This is a genomic window from Sorangiineae bacterium MSr12523, assembly GCA_037157775.1.
Classification (GTDB): domain Bacteria; phylum Myxococcota_A; class Polyangia; order Polyangiales; family Polyangiaceae; genus Pendulispora; species Pendulispora brunnea.
The window spans coordinates 1,735,699-1,748,938 of sequence record CP089982.1 but is presented as its reverse complement, the minus strand read 5'-3'; the positions used below and the strand labels follow the sequence as shown (position 1 = coordinate 1,748,938).

The 13,240-nt window shown below is 62.4% G+C and carries 15 protein-coding genes; 4 read left to right on the top strand and 11 right to left on the bottom strand.

Annotated elements, in window-relative coordinates; all coding sequences use genetic code 11:
• The first annotated feature begins 71 nt into the window (after positions 1-71).
• Entirely contained in the window at positions 72-641 is a 570-nt protein-coding gene (locus LZC95_06925) for a GNAT family N-acetyltransferase (protein ID WXA96570.1), read from the top strand.
• A gap of 6 nt (positions 642-647) precedes the next feature.
• Here LZC95_06925 and LZC95_06920 read toward each other — a convergent pair whose 3' ends face one another.
• A complete protein-coding gene (locus LZC95_06920) occupies positions 648-1,940 on the bottom strand; it encodes a PQQ-dependent sugar dehydrogenase (protein WXA96569.1) in 1,293 nt (430 codons plus the stop codon).
• Positions 1,941-2,114: 174 nt separating this feature from the next.
• Positions 2,115-2,513: a nuclear transport factor 2 family protein gene (locus tag LZC95_06915; protein ID WXA96568.1), complete on the bottom strand. Its 399-nt coding sequence runs from the start codon at positions 2,511-2,513 to the stop codon at positions 2,115-2,117.
• A 66-nt stretch (positions 2,514-2,579) separates the two neighbouring features.
• Between LZC95_06915 and LZC95_06910 the strand changes: the two genes are divergently transcribed.
• On the top strand, positions 2,580-3,188 hold the full coding sequence (locus LZC95_06910; GenBank protein ID WXA96567.1) for a TetR/AcrR family transcriptional regulator: 609 nt from the start codon (positions 2,580-2,582) through the stop codon (positions 3,186-3,188).
• Positions 3,189-3,191: 3 nt separating this feature from the next.
• Here the strand turns inward: LZC95_06910 and LZC95_06905 are convergent, their stop codons facing one another.
• The 4 genes from LZC95_06905 to LZC95_06890 all read right to left on the bottom strand — a co-directional run bounded on the left by LZC95_06905 (position 3,192) and on the right by LZC95_06890 (position 7,103).
• Positions 3,192-4,097 carry a hypothetical protein gene (locus LZC95_06905; GenBank protein ID WXA96566.1) on the bottom strand — a complete coding sequence of 302 codons (906 nt, stop codon included), beginning with the start codon at positions 4,095-4,097 and terminating at the stop codon, positions 3,192-3,194.
• A gap of 14 nt (positions 4,098-4,111) precedes the next feature.
• Complete coding sequence (locus LZC95_06900) at positions 4,112-5,563, bottom strand: serine/threonine protein kinase (GenBank protein ID WXA96565.1); 1,452 nt, start codon at positions 5,561-5,563, stop codon at positions 4,112-4,114.
• A 174-nt stretch (positions 5,564-5,737) separates the two neighbouring features.
• Positions 5,738-6,595, bottom strand: coding sequence for a hypothetical protein (locus tag LZC95_06895; GenBank protein WXA96564.1), 858 nt, complete (start codon positions 6,593-6,595; stop codon positions 5,738-5,740).
• 166 nt (positions 6,596-6,761) lie between these two features.
• On the bottom strand, positions 6,762-7,103 hold the full coding sequence (locus tag LZC95_06890) for a hypothetical protein (protein ID WXB00304.1): 342 nt from the start codon (positions 7,101-7,103) through the stop codon (positions 6,762-6,764).
• Positions 7,104-7,400: 297 nt separating this feature from the next.
• Between LZC95_06890 and LZC95_06885 the strand changes: the two genes are divergently transcribed.
• Complete coding sequence (locus LZC95_06885; protein WXA96563.1) at positions 7,401-8,045, top strand: LysE family translocator; 645 nt, start codon at positions 7,401-7,403, stop codon at positions 8,043-8,045.
• A 74-nt stretch (positions 8,046-8,119) separates the two neighbouring features.
• Here LZC95_06885 and LZC95_06880 read toward each other — a convergent pair whose 3' ends face one another.
• Positions 8,120-8,536, bottom strand: a complete 417-nt coding sequence (locus tag LZC95_06880) for a hypothetical protein (protein WXA96562.1) — start codon at positions 8,534-8,536, stop codon at positions 8,120-8,122.
• A gap of 183 nt (positions 8,537-8,719) precedes the next feature.
• Here LZC95_06880 and LZC95_06875 point away from each other — a divergent pair, with 183 nt between their 5' ends.
• A complete protein-coding gene (locus LZC95_06875) occupies positions 8,720-9,307 on the top strand; it encodes a TetR/AcrR family transcriptional regulator (GenBank protein WXA96561.1) in 588 nt (195 codons plus the stop codon).
• 11 nt (positions 9,308-9,318) lie between these two features.
• On the opposite strand, the gene LZC95_06870 is transcribed toward LZC95_06875, so the two are convergent.
• From LZC95_06870 to LZC95_06855, 4 genes are all read right to left on the bottom strand, one after another.
• Positions 9,319-10,362, bottom strand: a complete 1,044-nt coding sequence (locus LZC95_06870; GenBank protein WXA96560.1) for an SAM-dependent methyltransferase — start codon at positions 10,360-10,362, stop codon at positions 9,319-9,321.
• Positions 10,332-10,733 (bottom strand): glyoxalase/bleomycin resistance/extradiol dioxygenase family protein, encoded by a 402-nt coding sequence (locus tag LZC95_06865; GenBank protein ID WXA96559.1) that lies wholly within the window; start codon positions 10,731-10,733, stop codon positions 10,332-10,334. The genes LZC95_06870 and LZC95_06865 overlap by 31 nt, the downstream gene beginning before the upstream one ends.
• A gap of 89 nt (positions 10,734-10,822) precedes the next feature.
• On the bottom strand, positions 10,823-12,205 hold the full coding sequence (locus LZC95_06860; protein WXA96558.1) for a chorismate-binding protein: 1,383 nt from the start codon (positions 12,203-12,205) through the stop codon (positions 10,823-10,825).
• On the bottom strand, positions 12,202-13,224 hold the full coding sequence (locus LZC95_06855) for a 3-deoxy-7-phosphoheptulonate synthase (protein WXA96557.1): 1,023 nt from the start codon (positions 13,222-13,224) through the stop codon (positions 12,202-12,204). Before LZC95_06855 ends, LZC95_06860 begins: the two co-directional genes overlap by 4 nt.
• Positions 13,225-13,240: the final 16 nt, after the last annotated feature.

The window sequence follows — 13,240 nt, the reverse complement described above, 5'->3', positions numbered from 1 at the left end:
ATGTTTCGAAAATGTTGCTTTGCGTCAGGAGCCATGGACGCCAAGCATGACGTGCTATCGTCCACGCCACCATGTATCCGCTTACCCTAGAAACCCCTCGCCTCGTCCTTCGCGAATTCGAAGACGCCGACCATGTCGACGTGAACGTCTACGAACGAGATCCCGAGGTCATTCGCTACCAAGGCTTCGACGCCGCACTCTCGCTGGACGAAACGCTGGAACGCATCCGTAAGGCCCGCGCCGACACGCTGGCGAGCAATCCGCGCACGCTGTTCGAACTCGCCGTCGTGACGCGGAGCGACCAAACCGTCATTGGCAAGGTGGGACTCAACGTCCGCCGCCCCGCGCACCGCGAAGCGGAAATTTGGTATTGCTTCCGACGGGCCGCCTGGGGTCAGGGTTACGCCGTCGAGGCCATGCGAAAGCTGCTCGATTTCGGCTTTGGCAACCAGCAATTGCATCGTGTCTTCGCCGACACGGATCCGCGGAACATCGCCTCCCAGCGGCTCGCGGAAAAGCTAGGAATGAAGCGTGAAGGTCACATCCGAGAGAACTGGTTTCTCAAAGGGGAATGGTGCGACTCACTTCTCTATGGCCTCCTCGCCCGAGAGTGGACATCCTCGGGCGAGAAGGTTCGTTGATATTTCCTACTGGCGGTAGCCTACCTTGAAGACTCGGCCGCCTTCGTCGTCGGAGAAGTAAACGGCACCATCGGGGCCCTGGCGCACGTCGACCGGGCGTGCGTCCCAGGTGCCCTGTTGCAGGCCACCCGACGCGTTCTTCTGGCCCACGATGGGGTTCACCGAAACGATTTTGCCGTTTTCGAAGTGCGCTTGCGCAATGAGCCGCCCGGTGGCCGGCGAGCGATTCCACGATCCGTGCACGGCGATGAGCAGATCGTTTGCATAGGGGAGCGAGTTGCCCGTGTACTGAATGAGGCCGAGCGGCGCCCAATGTCCTTGCATGGCAAACGCCGGCGGGTGCACGTTCGCCGGGTTTTGGCACCATGCGTCGTTGTGGTTGTGGGAAAACGTTTGGTCCGCCCACAGGGTGCCGGGTCCCTTACCGCCGGGGATCTTGAATTCCGTGTAGCAGTAGGGATAACCGTAGAACTTCGACCCCGTACCGTCGATCAGATTGATCTTCTCGGCCGGGTTCTCGTTGTGGATGTCGCCGCCAAAATCCGGATCGCTGAGGTTGTCGCGACCATTTTCGACGCCCCAAAGGCGGTCTTGCCCGTCGATGTAGAGACCATTTTCGTTGCGCAAACCCTTGGCCACGACCTCGCCGGTGGAATAGTCGATGCCGCCGGACGGAATGCTTGCAGGAATGGCGAAGCGCCGGACCTGCGCGCGCGTGTCCAGAAGCTGCTGCGACGTGTCGACGTTGGCATTGGAGCCCACGTTCACGTAGAGTCGCCCCTTGGAGTCGAACACCAAGGTGCGGGCCGAGTGGCCGCCGGTCGGGATGTTCTTCACCACGACCTGCGCCGAGCCGGTGGCCTTTCGACCGCCATTGTAGGCCCAGCGATAAATGGTGGATCCGCTCGAAGCGTAAAGGAACTTGGCGTCGCGCGAGAAGGCGATGCCATGATTGAGACCTGAAGCGGTCGCAAAGGTGCCCTTCTCGTTGGAGTCACTTTGGCCGTTCTTATTGTCGTCCCACAACACGGTTACACTTCCGTTGTTGACGAACAAATCGCCATTTGGCGCAAACGCAATTTGACGCGCATCGCCAAGACCGGTCGCATAGACGTAGACGCACAGCTTGGGATCTGCCACCCACGCGTCATACGGGGAAGTGCCGGTACAATTGGCGAGAACGGCCTCGTTATCGACGGGACTTTCCGTCACCTCATTGGAATCGGCGAAATTGGAGTCCGATGAACTGCATGCTGCGAGGGCGAGCAAAATGCTCGTGGGCACGACAAGCAATCGCATGGCTGTATCCCCTTCCCCCCCTAGCTATATGGTCAGGTGGGGATCGGGCTATACTATGTTGGCTCGCCGAGCGATCGGTCCATGGAAGCAGAACAAAGACTTCAGTGGCATCCGGGCGCACGTCCGCGCCGATTACCGTCCGTATTGGAGGTGCGCGCGTTGTGGATTCGGCATCTACACTGACCAAGATGCCGTATCGGTGATTTGCTTCAGCGAGACGATGGCATTGTCGCGAATATCCAGAATATGCGCAAATGCAGCGCGGATGGGCCCGCCACCGCCCGCGCGATGGCCGCTCCCGCGATAGTGTCCCAGAACGACAATCCGAGACGCGTCCGCGCGAATGAACTCCTCCGGTATGGGCCGCACGTCGTACTGGGCGGCAATGGTGCCCCACACGCGGAGCATTCCCTGGCGATCCGCCACGGGACCGCCCACGCCCGCGGGCATTCCATCGCTCACGTGTCCCGTGAACTCGGGATGGAGGAGGGAGGAGAGAGCGGCGCTGTTTCCTTCGCGAAAGGCCTCGTAGAGGCGGTGGGTCACGCTGAGCGGGTCCTGATTCTCGTTCATGGTGCGGGTGTCTCCTTTCTAGAGCGCTTGCTCTATTTATTGGAGCACTTGCTCTAGTACGTCAAGGTGGCTACGATCGATGGCGTGGGAAGAGATGGCATTCACGCCGCGGACGACATTTTGGACGCCGCGCGCGACATCGTCCTGGAGCGCGGGGTAAGCGGAGCGACGACGCGCGCCATTGCAGACGCGGCAGGGGCGCCCTCGGGGTCGATTTACCACCGGTTCGGTTCGCGGGATGGCCTATTGGCGCAGATGTGGATCCGCGCCATTCGTCGCTCGCAACGGGTCTTTCTCGATGCATTGGCGGCGCACGAGGATCCGCGGGAGGCCGCGGTGGCTGCGGCATTGTCGGTTTTCGATTTTGCGCGCGACTGTCGGAAGGACGCTCAAATTGCCTCGTTGTTCCGCCGGGAGGATTTGATGCGCGAGGCCCCGGCGGATCTCGCCGAGACATTGCGCACGCTGAACGATCCTGTGGTTCGCGCGATGCGCCGCCTCGGTGCAGCCATTGCGGGTGCGTCCGCACCGCTCGATACCGTGGTTCTGGCGGTGATCGATCTTCCGTACGGCGCAGTACGGCGCCATCTCGTGCGAGGGCATGCGCCGCCCCAGGTATTGCGTCCCGCGCTGGAATCGGCGGTTCGAGCGGTGCTTCAATCGGTCACGGCATGAGCGTCAAAATGCCGCCTCGTATCCCGCCATCCACCCGCCGCCACGCGTGGGGACGAGCACCGCGTGATTCAAGAGCGGCGCGGAGCCGGTTCGCTGTTCGACCGTCTCTTTGGGATGTGTGAAGTAAAGGACGGCGGCGACACCGATGGCTGCAATGCCAATTCCAAGTGAGATATCGGAGATGGTGAACTTCGTTTTCACCGCATCGATGTCCGACTGCGGACACGAATGGGTTCGACCGCAGCTGTCGTCCAATTTGGAGTAATCGGCGCGGCCTCGCAGACCGAAAAATGCGGCGCTTCCCAATGCGATGAGCCCCGCGCCACCGACGACGTAAGCGGCAATCGGTGGGGATGGCTTGCGCAGCACGACGACGGGTGCGGGCTGCGGAGGCGGCTCGGGTTCGGCCGCGCGAAACTTCGCCACGAGCGCGCGTCCTTTCTGGCGCTCGTAAATGACGATGTTCTCCTCGATGGGGGGTGCAGCGGCATCGGTGGTGTACTCGTAGCGAAGCCGGTGCGGGCCCGGGTCGATGCTCACTTCCGTGCCCGAGAGGCGCTCGAGGAACGGTTGCCCATCGAGAAATACCTTCACGTCGACCAGATCGTTGCCGGCGGCGTCGACGGCGCTCACGATCACGGTGGGCATTCGTGATTCGACGTCGGCCAGCCACGTGCCGCAGTCCTTGGCGATGGCGCTCGGGCACGCCGCATTGGCGCACGTCAGGAGTCGCGCGCGGGCTTCGCGCAGCTTGCCTTCGTCTCGAAGGGACTGGCCTTCGTCGGCGCCATCGATGCACGCGTCCTTCGCGGACGGCGTGGGTGCGGCTCGAAGCGTACGGGCCGAACCGATGCTGACGGAAAGGAGCGCCGTCGCCAGCAGCAGGGGCCGGGCTCCACGCATGGGCATGTGCTCTCGTCGGATCAGAAGCATTCGCGCTTGTATCGCTTTCTTCCTGCGGAATCGAAGTAGTAGGGCGGGCTGCACGTCGCCTTCGACGGCGGAACGGAAGGGGCCTTGGCGGCGCTCGGCGCGAGGGTGGACGAAGTCGCGGGAAACTCCAGGACGGCGTCGGTGGAGGCGCTCGCCGGCGCAGCCACCGTCTCGGCGCTGGGCAAAGCAGGGCGCGGCGGAGCACTGGCCGGAGCCGCGGCAGGCCGCGTTGGCCCACCCCATGCCGTGATTCCTACGATGATCAACACCGGCACGAGCACCGCAACGAGCACGAAGAGGAGATTTCTCTTCAGGCGCTGCCTTCGTGACACCAGGGTGAGCCACGGATCGGAAGGGTCCGCCGGCTCCCTCTCCGAGACAGGGATTCCACGCGTGGCTGCGGAGAGCGACGGTTCGTCGGCGATCACGGTTCCATGGCTGGGCGTGCGCTGACTCGCCTGCCCTTCGCTTGCGCGATTGCCCTGTTGCTCGATCGCCTGGACCTTCTGATGGCGCTCCTGCAGTTGCGGCCCTGCGATGCGATCCATCCATTGGCTCACTTGATGGGTCGTCGCGATGCGACCGAACGCGCGCTCCAAGGCGACCGCCATCTGCAACGCCGAGGGAAAGCGATCGCGCGGATCGCGTGACAGCCCGCGCAGCACCACCTCGTCGACGGCCTTGGAGAGCTCGGGCGCGTAGCAGCTCGGTGGTGGTACGTCGTCGAGGAGCACTTTGTTGAGCACGTCCGCTTCGCTCGTTCCCGAGAAAAGACGGCGTCCCGTGAGCGCTTCCCAAAGGCACACGGACGCCGCATAAACGTCCGCGAGGCGCGTCGCCGGCTCGCCCATGAGTTGCTCGGGCGCCATGTACGGGAGCTTCCCTTTGATCTCGCCCTGCCGCGTGGTGTGCAGACTGCCCGCGGCCTTGGCGATGCCGAAGTCGAGCACGCGGGCGGCACCGTCGACGCCCACGAGCACGTTGTGGGGCGACACGTCGCGATGAACGATGGAAAGGGGCTCGCCGCGTTCGTCGCGGGCCTCGTGGGCTGCATGGAGACCTTGGAGCGTGCCGGAGAGAATGGCCCCCACGACCTGCGGCGGAATGCGCTGCTTCTTCGCGGTTTCGCCCTTGATGAGGGTGGATAGCGACTCGCCGTGCACGTATTCCATGACGACGAAGAGCTCTCCCTCCGTCGACACGACATCGAGCGTGGGGACCACGTTCGGGTGACGTATGAGCGCGGCGAGCCGCGCCTCGTCGAGAAACATCGATACGAATTCGGGATCCCGCGCAAACTGCTTGTGAAGGCGTTTGATCGCCACCGTGCGCGAGAAACCACTGTCGCCATGCAATCGGCCAAAGTGAATCGTCGCCATGCCGCCGGTGGCGATCTCACCGTACAGCGCATAGCGCCCAAGAAGTCGCGCGGACTCGTCCATCGGTCCAACTTGCCCCGCCATCACGGACTGGGAGGTTATCGCATTCCGCGGTTCGTACAGAGGACTTCGACAGAATACGTTGCAGGCGCATGCGTTCATATCGCACTTCGACTCGGATAGGATTCGATGTCGTGGGCAGTCCGCCTGCGGCGTCGAGACGACACCCCCGAGCCACTAGTTCATGTCGAAGACGATATCGTCGAAGCCTACGCGCAACGCGCTACCCGCATAGTCAACATTGCCGACGCCAATGATCAACAGAGGCGGATGCGGTCTGTTCCACGATTCCAGATGGAGGGTTCCGTCGACGACATTTTGAGGCCCACTCCCCGTATCGAGGGTTACCGAAATACGGCGAGAAATCGTGTCGAGATGAATATCGATGCGCGGCCACTCGCCCCGTCCGACCGGTGGTACCTGGCCGAAAGGAAAGACGTATTGCAACCGCGGATTTGTTTGAGCCTCGACAACGTAGGCGCGATCATCTGCGAGCTGCAGGGAAATATAATGTTCGTCGGCCGAGCCTGCATCGCCAAAGAAGACGTTGACCACCGGTACGAGTTGGCCAGTGTCATATTGCTCGACTTGGATATTGGCAGCAAATCGGATGTCCGTGGGCCCTCCGCCCGCCACGACGTCGTTGAATTGCTTGTACATCGACGCCAAGCGTTGCGGCGCGCCGACGCCAGCGGCCGGAACGCTCGCAACGAAGGACCGAGGCGGAGAGTAGGAGTCAGGGGAGACCGACAAAGAGCCACCTGGCGATGTGCTCTTTGTGAAGGAGGTATCAAATGGTTTCCCATCGTCGAAGTCGCGGCAAAATGCCACAGGCTCGAGGTATGGACAGCCGCGACGCAACGGGCCATCCGAAGCTTCTTGGGCCGATCCCCCGGCATCCGTGTCGTGTGCGGAATTCCGCACGTCGTTGCGGGAGGCATCACAGTCGGTGCACGCGGACGATCCTAGCTGGTCCGGATCGTAGATAAACCCGCACGCTGTGGCGGTGACCGCAACGATGCCGGCAAGCACCATGCGGTGGGCCCGACGTCTCCCCATGGGCGGGTAGCATTACCTTCTTGAAGACCGCTGTAAAGCCTGTAAGTCGGAAAGCGCAATCTTTTATATTATAGATATCATCATTACTAACGAACGATATCGAGGCATTTCGACGCACAGATTTGAATCGTCGCGGCCACCGTCAATACGTTGACCGACATCGTTCTCGATGCACTTCGAACGGGCGGTCCGGCTCGTGGCACGCCCCCGGCAATCGTTCGGTCGTCGGACCTTCGGCGGTCGTCGGACCTTCGGTCGTCATGGTAGGAGTGCCGCTGCTACCGTCGCGGCGATGGCGTGGCCCTCGTCGTCGCCGTCCTCCGGAGAGCTGGGACATCCGGCGGCGAAGGATGCGCGGAAGATCGGGCCAACGCGCGATGTCGGGCATGGGATTGCCCAAAAGGGCCATCGTGTCGGAGGCGCGCTCGCCGAGGATGCCCTTTGGGTCGATCGCGGTCCATGACCCCTCACCCGCAGCGAGAATGTTGCCATGGTGCAGATCGCCGTGAAGAAGGTCGCACGCTCGTCATCCATCGTCGCATGCGGCGCGAGCGGCGTCCCGGGAGCACGGCGTGCATTCCGTCGGCGCGAATCGCGGGGGCCGCATAATCGTAATTAAGACGTGTCTCTCCCCTGCCGAGATTGAGTGGAACGAGGTCGCCAATGCACCTGTAAGGCATGCCTTCGCGCATAGCAGACTTCGTCACGAGAAGAGCGCGATCGCAACGCAGGATTTTCGCATTGCTCGAAAGACAATCTCGGTGCAGAAACCCATGCGACGATGCTGACCCTCGCCCAATTCACCGGCTTCCTCGCCGCCGCGCTGCTCATCACCTTGTCGCCGGGCCCAGACAACCTGATGGTCTTGAGCCTCGGCGCCTCGCGGGGACGGCGTCATGGAATGGTGTTCGGCTTTGGGTGCGCCATGGGCTGCCTCAGTCACACCCTGTTGGCCGTTCTTGGCGTGAGCGCACTCATCGCGGCCTCCCCGGTTGCTTTCACCGCCCTGAAAATGACCGGCGGGCTCTACCTGGTGTGGCTCGGCATCAACGCGATCCGCAGCCGCGGTGCGAGCCTCCCGGCCGAGGGCGGCCCGAGCGAGACCAACAAGAGCGAAACCGGGTCCCTTGGCACCGTGTTCCGCCGCGGCCTCGTGGCCAATGCGATCAATCCCAAAGTCGTATTGTTCTTTTTGAGCTTCTTGCCCCAATTCGTTGATCCCTCCCGTGGCCACGTCAGTCTGCAAACGGGCCTTCTCGGGATCCTTTTTGCCGTTCAAGCGGCGGTCCTTTTCGGCACCTTGGGCTACTTCGCCGGGGCCATTGGCGCGCAACTCCGCCGCCGGCCGACGACCGCCATGTGGCTCGATCGGGTGGCGGGATCCATCTTCATCGCACTGGGCATCAAGCTCGCCGTGTCGCGGTGAGCGGTTCGTGAGGGCGCCATCGATCGCGCTGGACACGCGCGCCGACGGCACCCCACGAAGTGCGAAAAGCAGCACTATCCGGTGGCGATCCCCTCGCCCAAGTCGGCATTCGTGTACGCCTTGCCCGCGATGCCCCATGTGCCATCGACAGCGTAGGTGACGTTGACGAAGGTGCGATTCCGCGGGTGGGGCCCGGCCTTGAGCTCGTCGATGACATCGGTGACCCGCTCGACGAAGGCTTGCTGCACCTCGCGATTTGGAAAGGTGACCGACGGCACCTTGATTTCGATGAGCGCGAGCGACTGCGGCTTGCCCTCCACGTAGGCCGCCCCCTCCGGCAATGTCGTGACGTGCCCGATCACGGTGCGCGACATGAACTTGTTGCCCTTGAGGCCATGAACGTCGAGAAGAACTTCGGCGATGCGGGAAAACACGGAGCGCTGGCCGGCCTCCGTCAGCAGCCCCGGTGTGAGCTGGATTGCGATAGGCATGACTTCCCCTTCTCTTGGCTAGGAAATGGTCGTACGGCGGGTCCCCCCTCGGGGCGTCACCCGCAGCTGTCTGGCTATAGATAACGGACGCTATCCAATCGTCAAGGTCGATAGATAACGATCTCGATCTTAAGCCTTGCGCCCCTGGCGTCGCCGCCTCACGCTGTTATTCTGACGGCCAAGATGCGCTACAGCTCCGAGCACAAGGAGAGAACGAGGCTCCGAATCCTGGACGCGGCGGGGCGGGGCTTCCGCAAGGAAGGCTTCAGCCTTACGGGCATCGACGGGCTCGCCCGCGATGCGGGTGTGACCTCGGGAGCGTTCTACGGGCACTTTCGCTCCAAGGCGGAAGCCTTTCGCGCGGCCCTCAGCAACGGTCTCGAAGACCTGCGCCGCGGCATCGAGCAATGTCAGGCGCAAGCCGGTGACGCGTGGGTCGAAGCGCTGGCCAATTTCTATTTCACAGAGAGGGTCACGTGCGATCTCGCGGATGGCTGTGCGCTGCCCAGTCTGAGCGGCGACGTCGCGCGAGGCGACGTCAAGACGAAGGCCGCCTTCGAGAAAGAGTTCCTCTCGATCGTCGCAACGCTCGCGAAAGGCCTGCGCGGGGGGAACGCCGAAGGACGCGAAGCGCGCGCCATCGTCATGATGGCGCTGTTCGCGGGCGGCGTTACGGTCGCACGCTCGGTGCGCGACAAGGCGCTGCGGGATCGGATTTCGCGCGTGCTGCGGGATGCCGTCCTAGCATGCGCGCGCGAACAACGCGAATGACGAGCATCGATTCAAGCCGTGCGCACGTCGAGGAGGACGAAAGGCGACGCGGTCGTCTTGCGCGCAAAAAGGCGCAGCCCTGCGCGTCGGAAGAGAACCTCGAACTCGGAGAGCGTGCGCTCGCGACCGGTGTGCATGACGAGCATGTTCAGGTCGAGGAGCGCGGCCGGTGAAGGCGGGCCTTGCTCGTCGAGCACCATATCGACGACGACGAGGCGGCCGTCCTTCGGAAGCACCTCGCGGATCCTACCGAGGATGGTCACACATTCGTTGTCGCTCCAATCGTGGAGAATATGCTTCAGAAGGTACGTGTCGCCGCCGCTCGGAACGGATTCGAAAAAGCTGCCTGCGCAAAGCTCGACGCGATCGACCAGGTTCGCTGCGCGCAATGCCGGCCCCGCGCCCTCGACGACATGCGGAAGGTCGAAGAGCACGCCCCGCGCATGCGGAACGCGCGCCAAGATCGCCTCCAGGAGTGCACCGTGCGAGCCTCCGACGTCCACCACGCAGCGCGCGCCCGTAAAGTCGTCGGCGGCCAGCACGGCCTCGATGGCCATCGTCGACAGGCTCGTCATCGCCGCTGCGAAGTCGCGCCCTTCCTCCGGGTGGCTCTTGCAATAGGACCAATAGTCCATGCCGAGCGTGAGGTGCGTGGCCGGTCCGCCCGTGCGAATCGAGTGGTCCATCTGGCCCCACGGAAGCCAATGCGCAGGAGCCATTTGCACGATCAAGAAGGCCCGCATCGATCCCGGCACATCTCGACGCAGCAGGTTTCCAGTCGCGGTCAGCGCCCACGCCTCGCCCTGCCGCTGCACGATGCCCGCACGCGCGATGCCGCGCAGGAGCCGCGCGAGCGCGTCCGCGTCGACGCCCATATCGGCCGCGAGCGCATGCGCGGACTTGGGCCCCGCAGCGAGATGATCGGGCCCCGAGAGCCTCGCGAACGTCGCCGCGGCTTGCACGGCCCACATGTTCGAAATGAGCTGCAAGACCGCAGCCGACGATTCGTTCTTTGCGATCGGGCTTACGTTTTCGACGTGCAATTCAACATCCATTGGACACCAAATTTATCGGTTAGTTTACCGTAGTAATCGCCCCAAGGCTGCACCCCGAGTGGGGTCGTGATCTGGCCGCCTTCGGCAAGCTTGTGAAAAAGAACCTCGGTTTGGCCGCGATCGTCCAACATGAAGATCATCGCAAAGCCTCTCATCGGCTCGGCGTCATCATTGTCCGAGGCATAGAAATCCACGTTTGGCCCAGTAAAATGGGCATGCATGATTTTCCCTCGCATCGACTCCGTTCGCAGGGGCATTCCATTCTCGCCATGGCGAACCATGGATGCGACGGCCCCAAAACCACACTTCGTATAGAACTTCAGCGCATCTTCGCAATTCGTCGTAAAGAAGAGGTAGTTCGTGAGTTTCATATTCGCCCTCCGAGAATGAACCTTACCACCTTCGTGCGACGCGCATCGTTGCATTCTCCTTCAGCTGGTCCTTTCCGTGTCGGCGGGCGCTATTCCAGAAATGGCTGCATCTTGTTCGTCGTCTCGAGCCACTCCCGATAAGGGTCGCTCTTCTTGACGATGCCGCTACCGGCATAAACCCGAACTTCGTTGCCAGACATCCTCGCCGTACGGATGGCCAGGGCGAAGTTGGCATCATCTTCCAGCGTGAAGAAACCGAGGCCGCCCGTGAAGAAGTCGCGCTCGATCCGTTCGTGACTTCGAATGCGCCTGCCGCTCAGCGCGATCGGCTTTCCCCATATCGTGGCGGGCGGATAAATGGCCGCCAGCAGGTGAAATACATTCATGCCCGTCTCGAGGCTCCCGGTAATCGTGCTTTTGAGATGCTGCACGTAGCCGAGGTCGATGATGCCCCGTGATTCCGTTTGCTCGATCGATTCCGGACGGCAAACGGTGGTCAGGTTCTCGTAAAACATTCGCGCCGCGGTCTCGTGTTCCTCGGCCTCCTTGCTGTCGTTGAGGAGCTCGTCGCGATAGCGGCCGCTTTTCCCCGTGGCGTGGGAACCTTTGCGCGTGCCGGCCAATGGTTCGACGACGACCCGTTCGCCCTCCTTTTTGACCAACATCTCCGGGGAAATACCAATCCACGCATCGCCCCCGCCCCATCGGAACACGTATTCATAGCGCGCATTCGTCCTGGATGCGGCCAGCACGAGCAGTTGAACGGGGGATATTTCACTCTCGAGAAAAAGTCGGACCTCGCGGCAAAGGACGACCTTGTCCATCGCCTCCTGCGACAATTCAGCGATGAGATCGACCAGCGTATCGACGTACTCTCGGCAGCCGGGTATCTCCTTCCGCTTGGCGACTTTCAAATCGACCTTCGGCGACGGGTCCTGCGAAAACGCAACGATGTCTCCATCGATGTCGGTGCATTCCTCGCTTTCGAAGAACCGGAAATGAATGGCATCCGTGCTCACCTGGCAAATGATGCGCGGGATGGTGAATACGAGCGGCTCTTCGACGCTTTCCGGGTGGGTCCCGCACCGCCAGCCACCGAGCAACGGAGTCGAAGGCGGCAGTCCGTGATGGTCCGTAAGAAAAGGGCGCAGCTCGTCGACGAAGGCCGCCATGTGCCGGAATACTTCGGCGTGGAAATCACCGCCGTGGAGCCGATACGACGATTCTCGCTCGACCGCCGCTCGATGCTTCAATCGAATACGAAGGGTATCGCCCATTCGAACGGCCTCGACATGAAACTCGCTGCCCGCCCCTACGATCGAACGGGTTCCCTCCGGCGAGGCATAACTGAAGAGGCTCAAAAATTCGCCCGAGGATTTCGGGTAGCGGCTCTCGAAGGCGCGCGCAATCGCGGCCCCTACGGCGCCAATGGGCATTCCTGGATACGGATTGTCGAAGGTGACGGATTTCATTCCAGACCACCGTATGCTCGCGCAAAATCGCTGCAGACACGGAGTGCCTGCAAAAAGCTCAGTCGGGAATTCCGCGGCGAACGGCCCGATCTTCCAATGAACGGCTCTCGATGGATCTCCAAGCACAGGCCCGACAGCCGGCTGCCCTCGTCGTCGTGAAGGCGCGCCGTTCGCTCGGCCTCCGCGATGATGTCACGGATTCGCGCGCCGGTGCCGGCCTGCTCCGCCGGCGTGCTCCCCCATCCCGGATCGCACATCCAAACCACCGGCGCGCCGGCCTCCCGCAGTGCGCGAATGAAGCGCCGCAGCGCGGTCAGCTCCTTTCCCATTCTCGTTGCGAGGACGATCTTTCCCGGTTCTTTCTTGGGATTGAGACGTTCGCAGAGGGATAAGAGCTCTTTGGACGTCAGCCACGGTCCAATTCGCACGTCGATGGGATTGAGCACGCCCCGAAGGAATTCCACATCGCTGCTGCTCGCGGCCAGATTCGTGGTCTCCAGGCCGAGCAAATGCGCACTCGACGCGAAGAACCCCTCGGCGGAACTGCTCCGGCGCACCAACGCTTCTTCGAAATGAAGATTGGCCCCTTCGTGCGAGGTGTAACTTTTGGTGCGACTGCGGCGAACCGATTCCAAGGCGAGGAGCGCGGCTTCGTAGGCCTGAAGCACGCGGTTCGCGTCCGGCCCGGCGTAGTAGTTTCCGGCGACGAGTCCCACGGGGAGCACGGGCTTTCCCAGCATCAGCGCGAGATATTTCCCCACCGATTCGAGATTCTTCGTGTGCTCGAACACCAGGCCCGAGCTCGAGTCCTCGAAGCGCTCTTCTTCGGAGTTGGCCAGCTGCAGGACGAACATGCGTCCATCGCCGGCTGCCGCCAATTCCGACTTCAGTCGATGAACCTCCACGGCATCCACCAGGCCCGGCAGCCGAGATAGCGTCGCGGCTACCGTGGCGCGGCCGCCATGGCGCCATCCTCCGGGAAGCCATCGGTCGTGTTCCAGTGACTCGTGACTATCCATATTCGTTCCAGCCTTT

What these genes read in the sequence shown, in the direction of transcription:
- LZC95_06925 (WXA96570.1), top strand. Translation starts at nt 72, where the DNA reads ATGTATCCGCTTACCCTAGAAACCCCTCGCCTCGTCCTTCGCGAATTC.
- LZC95_06920 (WXA96569.1), bottom strand. Translation starts at nt 1,940, where the DNA reads ATGCGATTGCTTGTCGTGCCCACGAGCATTTTGCTCGCCCTCGCAGCA.
- LZC95_06915 (WXA96568.1), bottom strand. Translation starts at nt 2,513, where the DNA reads ATGAACGAGAATCAGGACCCGCTCAGCGTGACCCACCGCCTCTACGAG.
- LZC95_06905 (WXA96566.1), bottom strand. Translation starts at nt 4,097, where the DNA reads ATGCCCATGCGTGGAGCCCGGCCCCTGCTGCTGGCGACGGCGCTCCTT.
- LZC95_06900 (WXA96565.1), bottom strand. Translation starts at nt 5,563, where the DNA reads ATGGACGAGTCCGCGCGACTTCTTGGGCGCTATGCGCTGTACGGTGAG.
- LZC95_06895 (WXA96564.1), bottom strand. Translation starts at nt 6,595, where the DNA reads ATGGTGCTTGCCGGCATCGTTGCGGTCACCGCCACAGCGTGCGGGTTT.
- LZC95_06885 (WXA96563.1), top strand. Translation starts at nt 7,401, where the DNA reads ATGCTGACCCTCGCCCAATTCACCGGCTTCCTCGCCGCCGCGCTGCTC.
- LZC95_06880 (WXA96562.1), bottom strand. Translation starts at nt 8,536, where the DNA reads ATGCCTATCGCAATCCAGCTCACACCGGGGCTGCTGACGGAGGCCGGC.
- LZC95_06875 (WXA96561.1), top strand. Translation starts at nt 8,720, where the DNA reads ATGCGCTACAGCTCCGAGCACAAGGAGAGAACGAGGCTCCGAATCCTG.
- LZC95_06870 (WXA96560.1), bottom strand. Translation starts at nt 10,362, where the DNA reads ATGGATGTTGAATTGCACGTCGAAAACGTAAGCCCGATCGCAAAGAAC.
- LZC95_06865 (WXA96559.1), bottom strand. Translation starts at nt 10,733, where the DNA reads ATGAAACTCACGAACTACCTCTTCTTTACGACGAATTGCGAAGATGCG.
- LZC95_06860 (WXA96558.1), bottom strand. Translation starts at nt 12,205, where the DNA reads ATGAAATCCGTCACCTTCGACAATCCGTATCCAGGAATGCCCATTGGC.
- LZC95_06855 (WXA96557.1), bottom strand. Translation starts at nt 13,224, where the DNA reads ATGGATAGTCACGAGTCACTGGAACACGACCGATGGCTTCCCGGAGGA.